Genomic DNA, 21,447 nt, shown 5'->3' with positions numbered 1-21,447 from the left:
CTCCTACATAAGTTGTTCTTGAATAATTGATTTCATTAAAGGTACATAAACCTTCCAAAAGAATGCATCATCTGGATTAAACAATGCATTCACTTGGTAATACCAACCTGGCATCGACCAGTCACTATAATAATCAGTATTCACATCCGAATAATCTCCTGAAAAATAATACATCTTCTCATTTGGGTTATGCAAAATCGCTGGAATTGTTAGAGGAATTCCTTCTTTTTTTAACAGATTTTTTGCCTGTTCACTCAGTTGTAATTCATAAGTTGCTTCAACAATCATATCCTCTGAAGGCATAATAATATCAAACCAATATCTATATTTAGAATTAGAAACATAAGGGTATTTCGTTAATCCAATTTCTTTCCATAAAAAACGAACTTCATCAAAAAGATCATCTGATTCAATTACAATGACTCGATCAATTTCATTAACGAATGCAATTCCTTCTCCTTTTAAATCCCAAACATCCCCTGTTTGAGCTTCCCAATTTTCTTTCAGCCAGACCGGAACTTCTGAATCGTCTAACTCAGGAAAGTAACGCCCCATCCACCCTGTCCACGTAATACCTAGATTTTGTTCAACAATCTTTCGCACTTCTGGACGTGTAGGTGACGCAAACGTATTAAACTCAACGATCAATGTATTCTCTTTCGTCTTGTTTGCCATAACTCTATTCCACTCATAAATAGTTAATTCACCATATAAAAGCTTAGAACGTTCCCCAAAAATATTTTCTCGCAAATCTTCTTCATATACACCGTACGTATCAGCGACATATATTAGGTCAACATCATCTGGAATTTCAAATACTTCATCACCTTTATATGTCTCTGGGTCATAACCATAATAATCTTTATCAATTTCATACTTTTCTTCTGTATGTTTACGCACCTTCATATGATTTAACACCCAAAAAAATCCCCTATGTTCACGATAATCATTCCTCGGTACTGTCTTATCGATCACCGAAATCGATAAAGGTTTCTCATTCATAAAATACCAAGATAGAAACGGATAGAAATAGAGGCATAATAAAAATACAGGAATTGATAACCATATCAACCGTTTCATTACGATATTCTCCTTAATTATTATCGTTTGAAAACCCTTTTCTCTCCATGTTTCCCCATGACCTTTGCTTTACAGGATATTTAAAGAAAGCTATCGTACGCCAAAACGCGTTCAATTGTCGATACCACAGGCTTTCTAGCACACTATACATTAGTAACTTTAAGAAATCTCGAATACGTGTGTATTTTCGAAAGCTCATCTCTTCAAGCAATACCGCACTTATCGATAAAAACATCCCAAATACAAATGTTGCTAATATAAATATAATTGCAAACGGTATATTAACAATATCTAAATATAACCCAATCAACATCAAAATTGTTCCAAATATCTCAATTGTTGGTCCTAATAGTTCAACGATAACAAAGTAAGGAATCGTTAATAATCCCATAACCTTATACTTAGGATTAAATAATGTATCTTTATGCTTCACCAAAGACTGAAATAAGCCTAAATGCCATCTGATTCTCTGTCTAGCAAGCACTCTCAATGATGATGGTGCTTCCGTCCAACATATAGGATTTGGAAGAAAGAGAACCTTTGACTTACTTTTCTTCTCATAGAGATATTTTTGTAGACGAATAACAATTTCCATATCTTCCCCTACTGTCTGTGTATCATAACCCCCAATTTCAATGATTTCCTTCTTACGAAAAATACCGAATGCACCGGATATAATTAATAAGGAGTTAATACCTGTAAAACCTACACGCCCCATCAAAAAAGAACGTAAATACTCAATCGTTTGGTGAATGACGATTGGGTTTTTCGATAATCCTACTTCTACAATTCTTCCATTTTCTATCCTACAACCATTTGCAATCCTTACGATCCCCCCACAAGCTACAATATCTTCTTCACCTTCTTTAAAAGGTTGCACCGTCTTCAATAATGCATCACGTTCTAATAACGAATCAGCATCTACACTACAAATATAAGGATACGAAGAAACATTCACTCCTGCATTCAAAGCATCTGCCTTCCCACCATTCTCTTTATCTAATACGACAAGCTGTGGGTGTTTAACAGAACGATATATTCTTTTTACTCGTTGCGTCTGAATTTGATTTCGAATAGGATAGTTCATTTCGTGTAAGGAGAATGTTTCGATTAACGTTTGTAACGTCTTATCTGTACTACCATCATTTATTACTATCACTTCATACTCAGGATACTCGATCATCAAAAAAGAAATTAAACTTTCCTGGATCGTTCTTTCCTCATTGAATGCAGGAACGAGAAGAGATATAGGCGGTGTTAGTTGAGAAGTATTCATATCCTTATACGTCTTATAAGTATTTCTTTTCATATACTCTTTAATTTGTTGAAACGATAGTAGAAAGAGCGTCATGTAGAATCCATCAACCACGAGAACATAATATAAAATTAGTTGATTCGTCCAATGGAATAAAACAGAAAATATTGTGTTCAAAATAACTACTCTCCTAATTTTATTTTCTTCCTCTATTCCTTTTTTGCTATTTTACATCGTTAAGAACAGCGATCTCTTTTTCACTAACTATCTAGTAATTTTCACCCAGGAATCATACTTATTTCTTGAAGTGTTTTTTTGGCTATATCTCTAGCATATGCATCTTCATGAAACTGACTTGCCCACTCCAATTTCTTATGCCCTAACTCTCCGAAAGAAGCTAAGGCTTGTGCAGACCTTACACGTACCCACCAGTTCATATCCTGAAGGGACTCTTCAACTAGTATTGGAATTGCTCGTTCAAGCTTACAGTTTCGGATAACGAAAATTGCTAACACTCGTTCTTGCCAATCATCCGATGACAACAATTTAAATACTGATTCATCGACTAATGTGATGCCAATATTTCCGATCGACCGCAATGCTTTCAATCGTAATTCTTTATTTTCATCATTTAGAAGAGATGTAATTAGAGGAAGTTGAGAAGCAACTTTTCTCTTTCCTAATACCTCTATAAAAAGACTTTGCAACTTAGGTGAAACATTGTTGAAATTCTCTACAATACACTTAACTTGTTTATCATCAGTTGTCTTATGACTTAACATATCTCCTAAGTTAACAATCACTTTTTTACTCAAATGTTGTTCATTTTTGATAAGGTAATCAACAACATGAGTTGATTCCCCCATTTGACATAATGCCTTTGCTGACAAATGTACCAAATCAAATTTGTCTGCATACATACACTCTTTAATGATTGGTATGAACTTCTTTTGCTGCATCCTTCCTGCTTTCAAAATTCCACCTGCAACTATCCACCACCTTTTGTCTTGCAGCATAGTATCTATCTCATCGATAATTCCTATATAATTTGCAACCTCATTTAATCGTTTTAATTCTTCATCACTATTGATTACATCAACAATATCGAGCACTATTTGTTTTACAATATCTCGTTTCCACTTTACACTCGACATCGTTAGCCTTAACGAATTATTATCACCAGTGACATAAAGACTTATTACAGGATAAACACGACTGTAAAACCTTTTACTCTTCCTAGAACGATGATTTATATATAATTTTTTCGATAGTAAATAAACAAATAATAAAAATATAATAATGGTAAATAACAATGTGCTTAACAATATAAAATAAAGCGTTATAATCATGACAATCTACTCCATTAGTTTTAAGCCAAATTTGTACTATTTGAATGTAGAAAGATTACATTTTTTTACAAATCCCCAATCATGGCGGATTCACCTCATTCTTCAATCGCAGTTAGCTAAATCGATAATGTTCTAAATTACACTCAATTAACTCTCCTAATCTATGCATAAATAACCCTAGCGTTAGTTGAGATGTTATAAAAGTCCGAAGAGTCACTTGATTAGTCCAACTAATCGATCATATTTTCTAAACTACAACCTTTCTATTTGTGCATTCCTCATCTTAGCTGCTAACACATGAACTGAAAATGGTTTAGTCATATACTCATCTGCACCAACTTCATAAGCACGAACCATATGCTGAGGCAATGTTTGATATGTTAAGAAGTAGAAATCTGTATCCTTTAGTTGAGGAAATTGCCGTATCTGATGACAGAAGAAATAACCATCTAAGTCACTCATCTTCAACTCACTTATAATAAAGTCTGGTTTAAATGTAACCGCTAACTCAATAGCCCGCTTTACATTTGTACATATTTCCACTTCCCATTCCTCATCTGAAAGGTGGTTTTGAATTAGAGATGTTGTGATTAAATCATCATCTACAATAAGTACTTTTTTTCTTCCACTGTTATCCACTATTTCTTCTAAACCTAAAGTTAACAATGGAAACACATGTAATCCAAATGGAGTTGTTTTCTTCAATAACTTCTCCTCAAACCTCTCTATCATACTTTGCTCACTTTTTAATGAGAGCTCACTCTCCATCACACCTATTCTTATTTGAGATTGTAAAGCCTCACCAAGTGACATTGTTTGTAATACATTCATTATTCTTCGTGAGACAAGGTTACCATTTTGCAAATTTGTTTGCGGTAATAAAATCACCATTGAATGATTATTCCACATTTTCACGTCATCATACTTTCTTAATGTTTGTCTTATCTCTTCATATACTTGATATAGATAATTATCAACTGTTTCAGTCCCATGAATCTCGAAGTTAAGATAGATAAGACAAAATTCTGAATGAAATCGAACAAAACGCATCCATTCTTTGTGTATAAGTTGAGTCATTTCTAACTGATGTTCTTGAATCATGTTCCCTAATTTATGCTTTCGCCACGTTAATTGCTTTACTAAAAAGTGTGCACAGTTCACTAATAATGAACTTGAAAAAGGCTTTCTCAAATAATTATCTACACTACTACTAATTATTGCTTCATAATGTGCTTCTTCTGATGAGTGAGTGATTGCGATAATCGGTATACTTTTTGTTAGTTTGTGCTCTCTAACTCGTTCAATAAATTGAAATCCCTCTTTATTAGGCAACAACATATTGACAACGATTACGTCGGGATCTATAGAAATAAGTTCTTGAATAGAAATAACATCACTATAACAATGACATTCCTCACCATCACTCACTACCTCTTCACGAATAGTCTGTAGAAATGGATCATCATTATCAATAACAACCATTTTCAAGTTACTGTCATTGTCTTTTAATAATGTATGCCTTGGTTGTATATTATGCTTCCCTAACATATTTAAAAGAGTGTAGATTCCTTGGAAAACTGCCTTTTCTTGACCTAATTTCAAAATAAAATTAGAATCATCTTTAACAAATTTTCTTAATAAATACAATGTAACTTCATGAATTTCTTTTTCTTGAAACACAGCACTAGAGTTTTTTAATCTTTGGATAATGTGATATAGTTCTGTCGTATTTTTTTTATTTGAGTAAAATACTCTAGGCATTTTTAAGATGTTTTGATGAGCATTCACTAATGATTTTTCAATATCTTTAAGATAGTGTTCTTTCTCCCACATTTCGCAACCCCTTCTCGCTGCTTTCGAAATAACAAATGATGAAATTATATTCTTAGAAAGTATACATGATTAAACTTAAAAAAAACTTAAATTATGACACTTACCATTAATTACTTAAATACGTAAATTCAAAATTCACCTTATTTTTCTTATAACTTTATCAGTTGTTAAGAGCTTACGAGAAAAGCTTTCATTAATAAAATTTTATTAATCTGTTAATAGCAATGAACCTAACCTATAATTTCATTCCAAATAAAAAAACGATTACTAACATCTTACATAGTAACCGTCTTTCGTTTTAAATTCACACACATCATAAATCAATTTTTGGACGCCATTTCCTTACCATACATGTTCTTACCGTAAAATATTTCGTCCATCTCCGCTCTCAACTTCTCTTCGATTTCGACCTGTTCACTGTCAGATAATGTACTTTTCTTATAACCAAATAAGTAATGATCTAAGTCAAATTGATTTAACTTACACTTTGTGTGAAAGATATTCTCTTGATAAACGTTCACATCGATCATGTCATAGTATTGCTTCACTCCGTTAGGTATGTAATTTTGGATCGAGTTAATTTCATGATCGATGAACAGCTTATAACCACTCACATCACGAGTGAAACCACGTACACGATAATCGATTGTCATGACATCTGTTTCAAACGAATGGATTAAATAATTCAATGCCTTAAGTGGCGAAATCTCTCCACATGTTGATACGTCAATATCAGCTCGGAACGTACTTATTCCATCATCTGGATGATATTCTGGATAAGTGTGCACCGTGATATGACTCTTATCCAACTGTGCTACAACTGAACTTGGTATAGGTCCTGGAGACTCTTCAAATGCTTCATTCGGAGATTCATCTACAGGTACTTCAGATACAAGAAGCGTCACACTTGCTCCTTGTGGTTCAAAATCTTGCTGAGCAATGTTCAAAATATGTGCCCCAATAATTTCTGTTACTTTAGATAAAATTTTCGTTAATCTCTCCGCATTGTATTGCTCATCAATATAAGTAAGATAGGCTTCACGCTCTTCCCTCGTTTTTGTATAACATATGTCATACATATTGAAGCTTAAAGACTTTGTAAGGTTATTAAATCCATGTAATTCGATAAGTTGTTTAGGTGTTAGTTCCATCTGATACACGCCTTTCTCGACAATGGTTCAATAACCTTATCATTGTTTCATTATCACATTTCTATTCCTTTACTTACTAAAATCAATACTGAAATCATAAACTTGATGAGAACCCATTATTATGGAAAATAAAAAAGCACAAAGTTCATCATGAGCATTGTGCTAGTAAAAGTTATGTTGATTCATCTAATATGGGATTACACCTGTAGCTGGTAGCTTCTATTTTAATCTTACTCATGCATTGTCAAACGAATTTTTCATTGAACATTTCAAAACAATATATTGACATTAGCTAATATAGACGGCTGGAAATGAAATTGTAACAACAGTTCCTTCTCCAACTTCACTTTGAATTTCTATAGTACCTTTATATTTTTTAACTAAATTTCTTGCAATAGATAAGCCGAGACCGCTGCCTCCCTCTTCCCTACTTCGTGATTGGTCAACACGATAAAAGCGGTTAAATAAGTTCTGCAAATGTTCAGGAGAAATTCCGATACCTTTATCTATAACAGAAAGGAGAATATGCTCATTAACCTTTGATATATTAAGAATAATCTCTTCACTTTTTGAATATTTCAGTGCATTATCCACAAGAATACGGAAGATTTGATCAAATTGTTGTCCATCAATTAAAATTGCAACGTCTTTATCATCTTCATGAAGAAAAAAAGCAATATTAGGGTACATAGGATTAAAATCTTCAATAAGTTGTTTTAATCTATCATAGGGATTGATAATTTCCTTAGGGAACGTTTTCTCTTCTACGTCTGTTTTAGTAAGTTCTAATAAAGAAGTCACTAGCTGTTTCATTCGCTTAACTTCTTGCATAGAAGTTCTTAATGACTCTTCTAAAATTTCTGGATTATCTTTCCCCCAGCGATTTAGTAAGTTGAAATGTCCTTCTAGAATTGTTACAGGAGTGCGAAGCTCATGTGAAGCATCTTCAATGAATTGCTTTTGTTGATTAAATGAATCTTCAACCTCATCCATCATTTCATTAAACATGTTAGTAAGGTGCCCAATCTCATCTTTCGTTTGATACAGTGGCATCCGTTCATTAAGTCCTTTTTGTAAAATGTTGTTCATTGTACGAACCATCTCTCTTAAAGGCAAAAGTAGTTGTCTTGAAAGAATAAAGCCAACAAGGCCACTTACAATTGCTGCAGCTGTACCTCCCCAAAACAAAACTCGTTGCATCGACTCAATAATATCATGCATGATTACTTTCATATTCCAAGAAACTTCTATTGTTCCTGTAAAGTTATTTGTGGTAATAGGTGTACGATAGACATAAAGCACGTAATCATTCGTTTTTATTTTACGAAAGGAAGAATCCTTCTTAAAAACAGCGTCTGGAACATTTGTGTTATATAGAGAGGATGCTTCATAGTGTACCATGTTGCTTGAATCAATAATTCTAATACGCTCACCGTTAATCACCATATCGGTTAACCATTTATTTACTTTATCCTCATCATCATTGATTGAAAAAAGAGTACTTACAGTTTGTGCCTTCTTAGCCATTTCTTCTTGCTGCTGTTCCTTAAACTCATATAAAATTACTTCAAATAATATTCGATTAAATAATAAAAAGAAGATGAACATACAGAGTGATGACCACAACAATAATTTATATTTTAAAGACAATGAATTCTGTTTACTTATTAACCATTTTACACCTTTCATTGTCTCATCACATAACCTATTCCTCTAACCGTTTCAATATAACGAGATGAAGAATCTGGATCTAACTTATTACGTAGGTAACGAACGTACACATCAACTACATTTGTTTCTACAATAGATTCATATCCCCAAACTAGATCGAGTAACATTTCTCTCGTTAACACACGATTAATATTCTTCATAAAGATAATTAATAATTCATATTCCCGTTTCGTTAACTGAATAATATTGCCTGCTCGTGTAACGATATATGCATCTTGGTCTATAAACAAATCTCGAAAAGAAAGTTGATTATTTTTTTCACTTTCATCGTTTCTATTAATACGTCTAAACAAAGATCGAATACGGGCTAATAATTCACCAATCTCAAAAGGTTTTGCTAAATAATCATCAGCACCGCTATCAAGTCCAGAAATTCGATCAATTACACTGTCACGAGCTGTTAACATAATAATCGGTGTATCTTTACTTGCGCGAACCCTACGACAAATTTCAATCCCATTAAGATTTGGTAACATTAAGTCAAGTAATAGTAAATCCCATTCTTCATTTAACGCAAGTGTCAAACCCTCTCTACCATCTGTAACAACCTGTGTGTCAAATCCCTCATATTGCAGTTCTAATTCAATAAATCGGGCCAAGCTTTTTTCATCTTCGACAATTAATATACGTGGCATTTTATCTCCTTTTTCGTTATCCATGTGAATCAACAAAATGGTACATTAATGAAATAAAAAAGATAACTCCTAACCAAAGATGCACTTTTCCAATCAATGGATTTAATTTAGTTTTATTATTTAAATATTGCCCCAGTATAACGAGAATAATCATAATAATGGCAACGATTGACCCACTTACTACTACATCCATTTGTTCAGGTAAAAAAACTAAAAAGTAAACACTATGAGCTGTTGCAGCGGCGGCTGTAATCCATCCAAATAACACGTGACGTTTTTTCAGGAAAAGCCAACTTTTTCTCATTATATTTGAGACATTATTTTGGTCTTTTCTAATTGGCATCCATAGTTTACGGAATAATAACAATGCAATTGCAGCAATTGAAAATATAATTGTAACTTTTGTTAAAAAAACATCGACTATTTGCAGTTCATTTACTATTAAGCTAGGAACAACATTATTCATTAAACTAATTATAGTAAGGAACGAGCTAACGACTAGCACGACTATAAAAAAAGATTTAAGAATAATGAACTTACGAGAATCTTTTTTTCTCATTATTAATTCCCTCCTTTAACTTTTCACTTTTAATGATAAAGAAGCAGTATGAAAAGAAGGAAAGAAGAAAATGAGAATTCAATGAGAAGCTTATATCATAGATTCTATAGATTACAATTTGAAGTCAATACTCTTTATTACTCATACATTATTGTTCAGCATAAAAACGAACAAAACCGTTAGGATACAAAACTACTTCTCAACAGCCTTCCTCATAACTCCACACATATGTTAAATTGTTAAAAATTTACTACTCCAACTTTTTCTCACCTCTTTCCGTCTTATGTTTAGATAGCTAATCAATTAGGGGAAAGGACAAAACATGCATGTTTAAAAACAAAAATGAAAATGTAATTAAAGAATTTGTAATTGAAAATAAAGAACATCTCTATCGGTTTGCATATAGCTATGTAAAAAATTCCGAAGATGCACTTGATATCGTACAAGATTCAATTCATAAAGCGCTTAAGAAACAAGATTCACTTCATGATCCGAAAACAGTGAAAAGCTGGGTCTATCGCATTGTTGTCAATACTGCTCTTGATTTTCTAAGAACTAGAAAAAAGGTGCAGTTGTCTGACAATGAAACACTCGAATTTCTTATACCTGGCAAGCCTGATGTGTATTCTAATCTCGATTTAAAAAAGGCTCTAACTGAATTATCTGCTGAAGACCAAACACTCATTACATTAAGGTTCTTTGAGGATTTAAAGATAACAGAGATTGCAGAAATATTAGATATGAACGTCAATACAACGAAGACTCGGCTATATAAAATATTAGACATTTTAAAGAAAAAACTAGCTGATTCTACAGGAGGCATGTAACATGGAACGTAAATTTGAAGAACTAAAAAAAGAATATCAAGAGATACCGATTCCAGATGAACTTGACTTTGTTGTGAAGAAAGCTTTAAAACAAAAAACAAAGAAACCAATTAAGAAAATATTGATTTCAGGACTAACTGCAGCAGTCTTACTTGTAGTAGGAGGCATTAACACTAGTCCTCAAATCGCAAATGCAATGTCAAAAGTTCCTGTCGTTGGATCATTAATTGACGTGTTGACCATTAGAGAATTTACGATTGACGAAGATGAACGGATTGCAAATATCGAAGTGCCAGCTGTTGAAAACCTTGAAGATAAAACATTAGAAAACAGTTTGAATAGTAAATACCTTGAAGAAGCAAAACAACGCTACGATGAATTCAATGAAGAGTGGGAAAATAGACAAGCGAATGAAGCACAAACATCTATTGTAAATAGTAGCTATGAAATAAAAGCTGATAACGATCAGATCTTATCAATTGAGCGTGTTTTCGAAACGACACTCTCATCAGGCTCTTCAAAAATTGAAAAGAAATACGATACGATCGACAAACAAAACCAAATTCTGATCACATTACCACTTCTATTTAAAGATGATCGTTATATTGACGTTATAACTGAAAATATTAAAGAGCAAATGGTCAAACAGATGGAAACAAATCCTGATCAATACTCATATTTTTACGAATATTACCTTGATGATCCGAACTACAATCCTATAGCAGAATTTGATTTGAATGAAAAATTCCACATTAATAATGATGGAAAATTAGTTATCTCGTTTGATGAGTATGAAGTAGGACCAGGAGCGATGGGACCAGTAGAATTTGTTATCCCAACTGAAGTATTAAGTGACATTTTAGTAAGTGAAACATATATTCATTAATCTAATCTCTAAGAGTTAGATAGTTAAAGGAACTGAATCTAAACTGAATTATTCGTTTGATTTTGATTCAAATAATATCCTTAATAATGAAGAAAAACAGCTGAATCAATTCGATTTAGCTGTTTTTTATATACTAATGCTAAGCTTGTTATTTTGAAATTATATTAGTTAGACGATGAAGTTTATGAAAATGCTATTCATAATACTCACTCCATCTCTCTACTCTCAACAAATCTGTCTCATTTAAAAGATACGAAGCGTTAGAGAAGTTAGATAAAAATTACGGATAAAGATATCGAATTTATGTTTGCTATAAAACCATCTTTCGTTTAAGGATAGAACAACATGAATATATAGACTACTATGGCGGTAAAAATAAAGTCTGAGGCTAAACCTTAGATTTTTTATATTTAGTTGTACCAAAAAAACTTTAATGAACAGGGAAAGTAGTGGTAACATTCGCTGCAAAAATCTTGTTTTCTTTAGTTAAAAAGTGATTAACATTGTTATTTTCTCTAGGACTTTCTTTTGGGTATTTCACTTATAGGTTAGCCAAGAATTAAAAATATCAAATATTTTTTTAATACAATTACTTTACGTTTGAGTTATTCAATATAAGTTATTATACTTGTCCTTTTTTAACTATAAAAAATCCCTCCAGGATAGACTATTAAATGCATTTTACCCTGTTCATTTTTACTGTCTAACTGCAGGGGAGAATTTTCAAAAGGGAGACACTTCCTATATGTAGTGGACGGTTGGACTCATTGCAATTTTAAATTACAAAACTTAGAATCTGTGTTATAGATATATTTCAATCTACATCTAATAAACCTTAATGCTTCTTTAATTAGTGAGTTGCGCTTCTAAATTAGCAATTTTACTTTGGAATTTTTGCAAAGCACCATATGCTTTCCGCATTTTTAAAGTATCAGGATTAATGACCCGTGAATAAGGTAATACGGGTTCACCTCGAACTATTAAAGATACTGTCATTTCTTCACTCGGCGTTACTCTGTGAAAGGAGCCAGCAGGGAAAAAGTATGTATCACCAGCATTAATAATTTCTTTCTTTTTCAAATAAACTTCCACTGAATCTCCTTCTAGGTTTTTAACATCATACTCTTCATGTATATAATATCCTTTTAATACTTTTGCACAAAAATGAAATCTATGATCATGTATACTTTCCATAGGCCATTTTGTTTGTGGCCAATAATGAAGGCGTACACGTGAACCATTTGTTTCACTTTTCCAAATTACATACTTTTCAAAGCCTAATGGGTGTTGCTCCATCAAAGAAGCTAAAGACCCAATAGATTCACTGTCTTGAGATTCTTTTAAATCACGTAACCAAGAGCTAACATTGTCTAATGTCACATTTTCACTTACTAGTTCCTTCAATTTTTCAATATTACTAGCGTTTTCTAACGCTTTAGTTTCAAAAACGGTATTCATAAGATTATCGAGTTTCATAAAGTTCCACCTCCTCTATCAATTTCAATTTGTTTTCTACCTCTTTTATTATTAGTTGATGAATATCTGTTGGTTTTTGTGTAGCGTCTAAAATTAGAGCTTCATTTGGCAAGACTTGTTTAAAAGCTGCACGGATATTTCTAAACATATCTGGATCACGTTCTTCGTACTTAGTTAATTTTCCATCACGATTTTTAACTCTTTTAAGCGTAATTTCTGGTTCCAGATCCAGAAAAACTGTTACGTCTGGAGTACGGATATCTCCATTTATAGCTTTAATATATTCTGGTTCTAATCCTCTTACTTTAAAGTAAGCCAATGAACTATATAAATATCTATCTGTTATAATATTAGTTCCTTCGTTTATTGATGGCTCAACACAAGTTTTCATGTGCCATCTTCTATCTGCAGCAGCTAATAAAGCAATGGCTTGCATATCTGGACATTCACCCGAGTCTAAATATTGACGTACTCTATTATCTTGTCTATAGTAATCTGTTGGCTGTCTTGTTAATAAAACAGATAAATTATTTTTCACAAACCATTCTTCTAACATTTTGATTTGTGTAGTCTTTCCTGATCCATCTAATCCACAAACTGCTATTAATAGTCCTCTCATAGTGTCATACCCCCATTAATATCAATTGATGCTCCCCAAATATACGAAGACTTATTACTAATTAAAAATAAAATGACATTTGCAACTTCTTCTGGTGTTCCTATTTTTTTTGCTAAAGTATTAGAAACATGATACTCTTTTCTTTCAGCAGACTGCCTCTGAGACATAGAAGTATCTATTATTCCTGGTAAAATAGTATTAACACGTATTCTTTGATCTGCAAGTGTTAAACTTAAACTTTTAGCAAGTCCATTTAATGCAGCTTTTGATGCTGCATACGCAGGATCTTTACTCCCAGCTTTTGCAGCAGTAGAAGAAACCATAACAATTGATTCTAACGATTCAGTTCCAATCTTCAAAATATTGTTGATTAAGAAAAAGATAGATTTTACGTTTACCGTTTGCACTTTTTCCCACATATCCACACTATAGTTAGACATTTTTTGATTTGGATAAATTCCAGCTAAATGGACGATACCTACTACTTCATCTATCCAAAGACTAGCTGTATCCAATAGAAACTTTTCAACTGCTTCAACATTACTTAGATCACACTCATAAAATTGAATCTCTTTTATAGATGGTGGTTTAATATCTATTCCAATTATTTCATAATCTTGTTCTAATAATAGTGGTATTAAGGCTTTTGAAATATCACCACTAACTCCTGTGATTAAGACCTTTCCTTTGCTCATACTTTACTCCTTATAGTTGGATTATATAACCAAATTATCCTTCAATAACTCCTGATCTGGTTCATTAGCTTTTTTTGACAAATATGTGATTATATCTTTTTTTGTTCCGTTGTATACTAAAGGGTGTCTACTTATAACCTCAATACCACAATTGGATAAAGCTTCAAGTTTTCTTTTATTGTTACCTAACATCTTAATTTTGCTTATATTAAAGTATTCAAGAATACAAGCTGTCGCTCTAAAATCTCGTATGTCGGCTACTCCTAATCCTAACTTTGAATAAGATTCGGCAGAATCTAGACCATTTTCCATTAGGTTATATGATAGTAGCTTTAAGCTTAATCCATGTCCTCTTCCCTCATGAGTAGAATGATACGTTATTATTCCTTTTCCTTCCCTTGATATTAATTCCATGGCTTTATCTAATTGCCACTTACAATCACACCTTTGACAATTAAAGACCTCACTTGTTATACAAGCTGAATTGATTCTACAAAAAGTTGGCTGATTTGGATCAAAATCCTCTCCCTTTACTAGAGCAAGGTGTTCAGTGACTTTTCCACCGTCTGCGAAATCATTTGAAATAGAAAAGCAATATAATGAGAAAGGCCCATAAACAGTCATTAAACGCCCTTTTACCACGTTTTTAATACTTACACCAGGTACCATTAGTAAAAACCTCACTTTGTTTGTTTTTATCTCTTTTTCTTCAATTATCTGTGGATTTCAGTAATGTATAACTCATCATTCTTATAGAATTGGCTAAACGAATCATCTCAACAGTGTTTTCTTGTATATTTTTACTACCACCATTTCCACTATACAGCTCAAGAAAGCCTTTAACCCACTCCTCTTCTGCTGAAAAATGTTTAAATAATTTGCGGAAAAGCCACTTGTCACTTGGATTTGTTTCACCCTTAATATATAAAAGTGATTCCACTGATTTTTCTAATGAAATTCTTGCACTAAGAAAAGCAGTCCAATAGTCTTTAGACTCTAATGCACCTACTGCATCTTCGTGTCTATTTTCACTATAACTAAGCCTATTCTTACAAAGGTTATGACGGAAAGTTCCTATGTCGAGTAAATTAGTTAGTTTTGTAAAATTATTTTGATTTTTGATAGGCAAACCTAAATGTAGACGATGATACAATTCAATAGATTTTTTATCTAGTACACTTATTTGCCTGTTTTTTATTTTTTTATCAATTTCAACTATAAGAGATTTAAATACCTCTTCTTGAATTACTATCGCGCTAATCAAGATCTTATTTCCTAAAAATGTGTATTCTTTACCATAAGGTAGCTCAACAGAATTTATACTTTGTGGTATTAAAACGTCATTTTTATTACTTACAACATATACATCTAAGTCGGAGCCTTTATTTCCGAAACCTTCAATAATGGATCCACTCAGGAATACTACATCTTCATCATATGTTGGAATAATTTCTAAGATTTTTTCTTCGGTCAAATCATAACTATTTAAAAGATTGATATCTTCTGTTTTCATTGTAAGCTTGCATCTCCCTTTTTTTTGAAATTTTGATATATTGAGGAGCGTAATAATAGAGATAGAATAGAGATAGAATTATAAATAAAATGACTTATAATACATAAGAAAAGTGATTGGGTATATATGTATAAAACACTTAAGTTAATGGCTAATAATCCGTGAAAAATATAATCTTTTGTTTTATATATAGATGCAGAAAAACGATTGAAATAGTGATAATACACAAAGATCAGAATATTTAAAACTATAAGTTCAACTGCATATTTTTCATTGTATAGGGTTTGGAAAAATACACCTCTAAAAAGAATTTCTTCTCCAATTAACAACAATATAGATTGGCACAACATTCTTAGAAAATCTGTGTTGTTTAGGGGTTCAAATAGTTGTGTAGTTTTTATTGTCTGGTAACATTCTTTTAATCTGAAGATAAGTAATATAATAGGTATAAATAAAGTTAATAATACAATTGTTATCACGGAACTATTGAAAGGTATTGGGTTAATATCAATAAAGAAAATACCTAAATTTATTGAAACAACAATTGGAATAAACCAGAATTTTCTATTCAATGATATTTTTTGATAAAACATTGGACCAAATCCCATTATCAATAGCGGCAACCCTAAAAGAGTTACTAATTTTAATATTTCAAATTGTCTTAATGAAAGGGTGACTATAAATATTATCAACCAAAAAAAAATACCAATCTTTTGTTTGTTTGGCATAGCAATCAACACCTTTATCTACATTAGCATCACTTCAAAAGTAATATTGAAGTGATGCCTTTTTACTATAAATTGATTTCTATTTTATGTGGTAAACAACTTGTTTGCTACACCACGAAAATAGGACTAACTTACAAGACACATATTAATGAGAGATAACGATAACCGCTGCTGATGGAGTTTCTACTTTAACCGCTACAGGTTTAACATACTTATTCATCTTTACTCACCTCCCTCGAATTCTATGTATTTGGTATTACCACATCAAAAATATTGGTTTAACTTGCAATACCAAGATTATTGGTGTAGGACAACTACCGCTGCTGATGGAGCTTCAACCTTTACCGCTACAGGTTTAACATACTTGTTCATCTTTACTCACCTCCCTCAAATTCTATGTATTTGGTATTACTACATCAAAAGTATTGGTTTAACTTGCAATACCAAGATTATTGGTGTAGGACAACTACCGCTGCTGATGGAGTTTCTACTTTAACTGCCACAGGTTTAACATACTTGTTCATCTTTACTCACCTCCCTCAAATTCTATGTATTTGGTATTATCACATCAATAGTATTGGTTTAACTTGCAATACCAAGATTATTGGTGTAGGACAACTACCGCTGCTGATGGAGTTTCTACTTTAACCGCTACAGGTTTAACATACTTGTTCATCTAACTCACCTCCTTAATAACATTTTTGGATTTATGAGATGTTAATGAAGTTTAATTAAATTTTGTTTATTTAAATACTCAATTAGATCCATGCAATCTGTTTCTATCTCGTTTTCATCGACACTATACTGCTTACTTATCTCGTTAATTATTTTACTTACTGTATTTTTCCCATCGCTAAGTAAACATATTCTTTCAGCTACCTCATTAATTTCCCAGGCATTTTGTCCCTTTACTAGGTATGTAACAGCATCGAGATTTTTAATAGAGAGCGAATAATCGAGTACAGGTTTTTTTAGTTTCATATTCTCACTTCCTTTTTTCCTTCTTTTATATACAAACTAGCTAATGCGACTATTGCAGATAACAATATTATCAATCCGCATATTACGAATATTCCGTCAATTCCAATTAAAAATGCTGACCCCCATCCACCTACCATTAGAGCAATTGGAACAGATACACGGGATGCCATTTGAGCGGTTGCAAATACTCGACCTAATAATTCATTGGGCACAATTGTCTGTAAAGTACTATTAATAAATACTGTAGCTAGAGTACCTCCTCCTGTAACAAGCCCAAGTGAAATTCCTAGTGTCACAATATTGTCCATAAATGCTAACATTATTAAACCGATTCCTGAAATGCTACAAGATAAAGATATTGCTTGTAAGTTTTTCATAATTTTAGAAACATGCTTCGCCGATAATGTCATTAGGAATGCTACTATTCCAGATATTGAATAGACATAACCAATATCATTGGCTAGGAGGTTATTATCACCTCTTAAATAAAAAACCATTAATGATAGACCAATTGACATACCAATGTTTACTATTAAAACTAACCAATTAATGAAACGTAATTCTGGGCTACCAAAGGTATATTTAATCCCCTCTTTTATATCTTCCTTGAAGGTAGTCTTACCCTTATTATTAGCCTTTGAATGTGGTATCTTAACTAAAATAATACAAATAAATAGAATTAAGAATGTTAAACTATCAACCATCAACCCTTTAACAATTCCAATATTCACTATTAATAACCCTGCAATAATTGGTCCTATCATCTTAATAAGTGTTAAGGACATTTGAATCAAAGAATTCACTTCAATTAAGGAGTTCTTCTCAACTAAGCTTGGTATACAACTTCTGTATGCTGTAAGAAAGATTAAGGTTGCTGTTGAGTATATGAAACCTATTATATAAATGTGATAAATGCTTAAACTATCCAAATAAAATAGAATAGGAATTGCCAATATTAAAATCAACTCTATAATGCAAGCTACTAACAATATGTTTTTTTTATTGTACCTATCTATAAATGCCCCTACAAAAATGGCGAAAAACAACTGTGGTAATGCATTAATAGCTGAAATCGTCCCCATATCGAAGCTTGATTTTGTTAACTCGTATACTAATAGAGGTAAAGCAATTAAATATATCTGATCTCCTATGTTAGAAACTGTTTGACCACTAAATAAAACAATAAAATTCTTTGAATATTTCCTCAAAATACAGCCACCTTACCTTAGTTACCGGACACTATTTATTTCATCTCTTGCTCGAATCACTGTTGCCTCAATTATTTCTTCCATAATTCCCTTGCTAATCGTTTCCCATTTTTCAGGTAATTCGTTTTTATAGGAATAAATTATTCCTCTCGATGAAGTAATAATAGAACCATTACCATCAGCATTAAAAAAGTATTTTAAATTACTTGTATCTCCACCTTGTGCTCCAAAACCTGGTACTAAAAATAGTTGTTTAGGTAGTATTTCACGCATATTTTTAGCTACATTTGGATATGTTGCTCCAACTACAGCTCCTATACTTGAATAACCATACTTCCCCGTAATAGTATCTGAACTTAACTTTTTTATTAATGATGCCAAAGCATTATAAACTAAATCTCCAGATTTCAATTCGAGGTCTTGCAATTCATAAGCGGATGGATTCGAGGTCTTCAGAAGAATAAACAAACCTTTTTGATAACGAATACTTTCATTAATAAAAGGTGTTATTCCATCACTACCTAGAAACGGGTTTACTGTAACAGCATCTCCATTAATTGGAGAATTTCCCAAGAATGCTTGAGCGTATGCTGTAGCTGTTGAACCAATATCTCCTCTTTTAGCATCATTAATTACTAATAATCCTTTGGATTTTGCATAAGAGATAGTTTGTTCTAATACTTGAAGTCCTAAACTACCGTAGATCTCATAGTAAGCTAATTGTGGTTTTACAGCGACAACATACGGATGTACGACATCTATAATGGTTTTATTAAAATTCAAAATAGCATTTGTAATAATATTTAAGTTTAGCTTTTCATTTTGTCTATTAATTAAATAATTTGGCATATTATTAACTTGAGGGTCTAATCCTACTACTAGAACACTCTCTTTTTTGATACTCTCTTCAATTAGTAAATCACTAAATTGTTTCAAAAATAATCACCACTCATTATGTTTTTAATGTAAAAGTTCACTTTGCATGATTTGTAAATTTCATTTAAAAAATTTAAAAATAAATACAAAAAAGGAGTTATCTTTTACTACATAGATAAACTCCTTCTTCTCTAGACACATTTATTTGTCCATCAAAAAGTAACAGCTCATCTCGTAGTAGGCTCTTACAATGGGAACCTATAGAAACTCTCAGACCATATTACTGAGAATATACGAGCGATTTTTAAATTTTTAGATTATTAAGACCGATTTATTAATATGTGTTTTTAATTTTAGCAAAATATACTTTTACTTGAGTATAAAAGTCTCTATAATTCCTATCTTGACCAAGAGGAGCGTACATCAAATCTCTATTATTAATTTGAGGAAAAAACAAATGGTATTCTCTATATTCCTTCCTCTAGAAGCATTTCATTATAAATCTCTCCATCTACCCAATTATCGTTAAAAGTAACTGAGAGATAGTAAGATTATTATTCTTTGGTTAGTTTCAAACTAAATTCAGTACAACTCATAATAATAGTAATAGTAGCATGATAAATGGTTGTTCTTGATTTCGTTAAACAGGTATTACATCACAATTGTAATTATTACTGAATATATACTATACATAATCTATCGGAGAGACATGCTCATAAGGCAATTCACTAAACAATTTAACTTCACTATTCTCAATTTTTTTCACTTGTTGATAATTCAAAATAGATTCACCAGTATTATTCATACTGAACATTCCAAGGGTCAAGCTTGCAAAACAGAAAGAATAAATAAAAAACTTTTGTATTATATTAATGGAACTCTCCGCCCTTCTATTATTTTATTGCTAAACTAACAATAATTCTGAACTTTTTTTATAATATACTAGATTAAATAATCATGAATCCACCATTACAACCATTCAAAACGAATTATCTGCTTATTTCGAATAATTACTCTACTTAATAATGTATAATATAAAAATATTCATATTTTTCATCACTATAGATTTTCAGAATAATATTGGGGGTTTTATTTTTGAGTTACAATATAGGAGAATCTATCTCTGAGTTAAGAGCTTACTTAAATATTACTCAAAAAGAATTGGCAGAAGGAATTTGTACACAGACATTAATAAGTAAAATTGAAAAAGAGCATACAACCCCATCAGCAGTATTGTTATATGAATTAGCTGAAAAAATGGGTGTTGATATAAACTATTTCTTTGAACAATCTTTTAATTGTAAATTCGATTACATTAAAGAAGTTCAGCAACAAGTAAGAGAAGCAATAAAATTGAAAAACTATTCTACTGCAAAAGAGCTATTGAATATCGAAAAAAACAACCCATTATTTATGGGCATTGAGAATAAACAATTTATTTTATGGAACGAAGGAATTATAGTTTATTACTTAGAAAAGAACACTAAAAAAGCACTTTCAATATTAAACCAATCACTAGAGTTAAGAAAATCTGCAAAGAAAACATATGGAATTCAAGACATTGAAATACTTAATAGTATAGGGATTATACATGGAGAAGAAAATTTACTTAGTGAGGCAATTAGTATTTTTGATAATTTATACAACATATTAAAACAATCCAAATTTGATCAATATGACGATATAAAAATAAAAATTTTATATAATTATGCAAAAGAACTTACAAGATCTGAAGAATATGAAAAAGCGAAGGAGATATGTTTAGAAGGTGTTAGACATTGTATGAATAAACAAACGTTTTATTTATTAGGAAACTTTTATTATCAAATAGGTTATATAGAATTTTTAAATAAATCATATAAAAAAGCACTATTTAATTTCACAAAAGCATCTGAAGTATTTAATGTTTCACAAAATAGCTTATATTTAAATTTCACTAACAAAAAAATAGAAGAAATTAAAAAAATTATAAATGCTCCTACTTCTGATCTTTGAAAATCTAATAAACGAATTATACATTACAAGAACGCTGAGGAGAATTTCAA

20 protein-coding genes and 1 riboswitch are annotated in these 21,447 nt (G+C 31.5%); of the genes, 3 read left to right on the top strand and 17 right to left on the bottom strand.

Annotation, left to right across the window (positions count from 1 at the left end; genetic code table 11):
* Positions 1-3 precede the first annotated feature (3 nt).
* The 8 genes from BFG57_RS01295 to BFG57_RS01260 form a co-directional block, all read right to left on the bottom strand.
* Positions 4-1,080: a hypothetical protein gene (locus BFG57_RS01295; protein ID WP_069715652.1), complete on the bottom strand. Its 1,077-nt coding sequence runs from the start codon at positions 1,078-1,080 to the stop codon at positions 4-6.
* Positions 1,081-1,093: 13 nt separating this feature from the next.
* Positions 1,094-2,512: a glycosyltransferase family 2 protein gene (locus BFG57_RS01290; RefSeq protein ID WP_083249002.1), complete on the bottom strand. Its 1,419-nt coding sequence runs from the start codon at positions 2,510-2,512 to the stop codon at positions 1,094-1,096.
* Positions 2,513-2,613: 101 nt separating this feature from the next.
* Positions 2,614-3,489, bottom strand: coding sequence for a HEAT repeat domain-containing protein (locus BFG57_RS01285; protein WP_175428241.1), 876 nt, complete (start codon positions 3,487-3,489; stop codon positions 2,614-2,616).
* Between the two features lie 447 nt (positions 3,490-3,936).
* The gene (locus tag BFG57_RS01280; protein ID WP_069715649.1) at positions 3,937-5,517 is read right to left on the bottom strand and encodes a response regulator; all 1,581 of its coding nucleotides are present in this window, start codon (positions 5,515-5,517) and stop codon (positions 3,937-3,939) included.
* Between the two features lie 320 nt (positions 5,518-5,837).
* On the bottom strand, positions 5,838-6,668 hold the full coding sequence (gene speD / locus BFG57_RS01275) for an adenosylmethionine decarboxylase (RefSeq protein WP_069715648.1): 831 nt from the start codon (positions 6,666-6,668) through the stop codon (positions 5,838-5,840).
* A 288-nt stretch (positions 6,669-6,956) separates the two neighbouring features.
* A complete protein-coding gene (locus tag BFG57_RS01270) occupies positions 6,957-8,357 on the bottom strand; it encodes a sensor histidine kinase (protein WP_083249001.1) in 1,401 nt (466 codons plus the stop codon).
* A complete protein-coding gene (locus BFG57_RS01265) occupies positions 8,354-9,034 on the bottom strand; it encodes a response regulator transcription factor (protein WP_069715715.1) in 681 nt (226 codons plus the stop codon). Before BFG57_RS01265 ends, BFG57_RS01270 begins: the two co-directional genes overlap by 4 nt.
* A 16-nt stretch (positions 9,035-9,050) precedes the next feature.
* The gene (locus BFG57_RS01260; RefSeq protein ID WP_069715647.1) at positions 9,051-9,593 is read right to left on the bottom strand and encodes a hypothetical protein; all 543 of its coding nucleotides are present in this window, start codon (positions 9,591-9,593) and stop codon (positions 9,051-9,053) included.
* Positions 9,594-9,919: 326 nt separating this feature from the next.
* Between BFG57_RS01260 and BFG57_RS01255 the strand changes: the two genes are divergently transcribed.
* Together BFG57_RS01255 and rsiV are read left to right on the top strand one after the other, a co-directional pair.
* Positions 9,920-10,420 carry an RNA polymerase sigma factor SigV gene (locus BFG57_RS01255; protein ID WP_069715646.1) on the top strand — a complete coding sequence of 167 codons (501 nt, stop codon included), beginning with the start codon at positions 9,920-9,922 and terminating at the stop codon, positions 10,418-10,420.
* Position 10,421: 1 nt separating this feature from the next.
* Positions 10,422-11,306, top strand: coding sequence for an anti-sigma-V factor RsiV (gene rsiV / locus BFG57_RS01250; RefSeq protein ID WP_069715645.1), 885 nt, complete (start codon positions 10,422-10,424; stop codon positions 11,304-11,306).
* 846 nt (positions 11,307-12,152) lie between these two features.
* Here the strand turns inward: rsiV and BFG57_RS01245 are convergent.
* The 9 genes from BFG57_RS01245 to pyrF all read right to left on the bottom strand — a co-directional run bounded on the left by BFG57_RS01245 (position 12,153) and on the right by pyrF (position 19,462).
* Positions 12,153-12,782, bottom strand: coding sequence for a hypothetical protein (locus BFG57_RS01245; RefSeq protein ID WP_069715644.1), 630 nt, complete (start codon positions 12,780-12,782; stop codon positions 12,153-12,155).
* A complete protein-coding gene (gene tmk, locus BFG57_RS01240) occupies positions 12,769-13,401 on the bottom strand; it encodes a dTMP kinase (protein WP_069715643.1) in 633 nt (210 codons plus the stop codon). Before tmk ends, BFG57_RS01245 begins: the two co-directional genes overlap by 14 nt.
* A complete protein-coding gene (locus BFG57_RS01235) occupies positions 13,398-14,096 on the bottom strand; it encodes an SDR family NAD(P)-dependent oxidoreductase (RefSeq protein WP_069715642.1) in 699 nt (232 codons plus the stop codon). The genes tmk and BFG57_RS01235 overlap by 4 nt, the downstream gene beginning before the upstream one ends.
* Positions 14,097-14,117: 21 nt before the next feature.
* A complete protein-coding gene (locus BFG57_RS01230) occupies positions 14,118-14,765 on the bottom strand; it encodes a GTP cyclohydrolase II (protein ID WP_069715641.1) in 648 nt (215 codons plus the stop codon).
* 40 nt (positions 14,766-14,805) lie between these two features.
* Entirely contained in the window at positions 14,806-15,609 is an 804-nt protein-coding gene (locus BFG57_RS01225; RefSeq protein WP_069715640.1) for a nucleotidyltransferase family protein, read from the bottom strand.
* Positions 15,606-16,337: a CPBP family intramembrane glutamic endopeptidase gene (locus BFG57_RS01220; protein ID WP_069715639.1), complete on the bottom strand. Its 732-nt coding sequence runs from the start codon at positions 16,335-16,337 to the stop codon at positions 15,606-15,608. The genes BFG57_RS01225 and BFG57_RS01220 overlap by 4 nt, the downstream gene beginning before the upstream one ends.
* A gap of 717 nt (positions 16,338-17,054) precedes the next feature.
* The gene (locus tag BFG57_RS01215) at positions 17,055-17,318 is read right to left on the bottom strand and encodes a PqqD family protein (RefSeq protein ID WP_069715638.1); all 264 of its coding nucleotides are present in this window, start codon (positions 17,316-17,318) and stop codon (positions 17,055-17,057) included.
* Positions 17,315-18,526, bottom strand: a complete 1,212-nt coding sequence (locus tag BFG57_RS01210; RefSeq protein ID WP_069715637.1) for an MFS transporter — start codon at positions 18,524-18,526, stop codon at positions 17,315-17,317. The genes BFG57_RS01215 and BFG57_RS01210 overlap by 4 nt, the downstream gene beginning before the upstream one ends.
* A gap of 21 nt (positions 18,527-18,547) precedes the next feature.
* Positions 18,548-19,462, bottom strand: a complete 915-nt coding sequence (gene pyrF / locus BFG57_RS01205; RefSeq protein WP_069715636.1) for an orotidine-5'-phosphate decarboxylase — start codon at positions 19,460-19,462, stop codon at positions 18,548-18,550.
* A gap of 155 nt (positions 19,463-19,617) precedes the next feature.
* Positions 19,618-19,719: riboswitch (purine riboswitch) on the bottom strand.
* 778 nt (positions 19,720-20,497) lie between these two features.
* On the opposite strand from pyrF, the gene BFG57_RS01200 reads away from it, so the two are divergent.
* Complete coding sequence (locus BFG57_RS01200; protein ID WP_069715635.1) at positions 20,498-21,397, top strand: helix-turn-helix domain-containing protein; 900 nt, start codon at positions 20,498-20,500, stop codon at positions 21,395-21,397.
* Positions 21,398-21,447: the final 50 nt, after the last annotated feature.

The sequence above is a fragment of the Bacillus solimangrovi genome (assembly GCF_001742425.1).
GTDB lineage: Bacteria > Bacillota > Bacilli > Bacillales > Bacillaceae_N > Bacillus_AV > Bacillus_AV solimangrovi.
Note: the sequence above shows the minus strand (reverse complement) of the source record. Positions and strands in the feature narration are given on the sequence as shown.

Bases quoted from the DNA above. Each gene is read 5' to 3' on its own strand.
- BFG57_RS01255 (WP_069715646.1), top strand. From the start codon at position 9,920: ATGTTTAAAAACAAAAATGAAAATGTAATTAAAGAATTTGTAATTGAA.
- BFG57_RS01285 (WP_175428241.1), bottom strand. From the start codon at position 3,489: ATGTCGAGTGTAAAGTGGAAACGAGATATTGTAAAACAAATAGTGCTC.
- BFG57_RS01280 (WP_069715649.1), bottom strand. From the start codon at position 5,517: ATGTGGGAGAAAGAACACTATCTTAAAGATATTGAAAAATCATTAGTG.
- BFG57_RS01220 (WP_069715639.1), bottom strand. From the start codon at position 16,337: ATGCCAAACAAACAAAAGATTGGTATTTTTTTTTGGTTGATAATATTT.
- rsiV (WP_069715645.1), top strand. From the start codon at position 10,422: ATGGAACGTAAATTTGAAGAACTAAAAAAAGAATATCAAGAGATACCG.
- tmk (WP_069715643.1), bottom strand. From the start codon at position 13,401: ATGAGAGGACTATTAATAGCAGTTTGTGGATTAGATGGATCAGGAAAG.
- BFG57_RS01270 (WP_083249001.1), bottom strand. From the start codon at position 8,357: ATGAAAGGTGTAAAATGGTTAATAAGTAAACAGAATTCATTGTCTTTA.
- BFG57_RS01295 (WP_069715652.1), bottom strand. From the start codon at position 1,080: ATGAAACGGTTGATATGGTTATCAATTCCTGTATTTTTATTATGCCTC.
- BFG57_RS01215 (WP_069715638.1), bottom strand. From the start codon at position 17,318: ATGAAACTAAAAAAACCTGTACTCGATTATTCGCTCTCTATTAAAAAT.
- BFG57_RS01230 (WP_069715641.1), bottom strand. From the start codon at position 14,765: ATGGTACCTGGTGTAAGTATTAAAAACGTGGTAAAAGGGCGTTTAATG.
- BFG57_RS01245 (WP_069715644.1), bottom strand. From the start codon at position 12,782: ATGAAACTCGATAATCTTATGAATACCGTTTTTGAAACTAAAGCGTTA.
- BFG57_RS01225 (WP_069715640.1), bottom strand. From the start codon at position 15,609: ATGAAAACAGAAGATATCAATCTTTTAAATAGTTATGATTTGACCGAA.
- BFG57_RS01265 (WP_069715715.1), bottom strand. From the start codon at position 9,034: ATGCCACGTATATTAATTGTCGAAGATGAAAAAAGCTTGGCCCGATTT.
- BFG57_RS01235 (WP_069715642.1), bottom strand. From the start codon at position 14,096: ATGAGCAAAGGAAAGGTCTTAATCACAGGAGTTAGTGGTGATATTTCA.
- BFG57_RS01260 (WP_069715647.1), bottom strand. From the start codon at position 9,593: ATGAGAAAAAAAGATTCTCGTAAGTTCATTATTCTTAAATCTTTTTTT.
- speD (WP_069715648.1), bottom strand. From the start codon at position 6,668: ATGGAACTAACACCTAAACAACTTATCGAATTACATGGATTTAATAAC.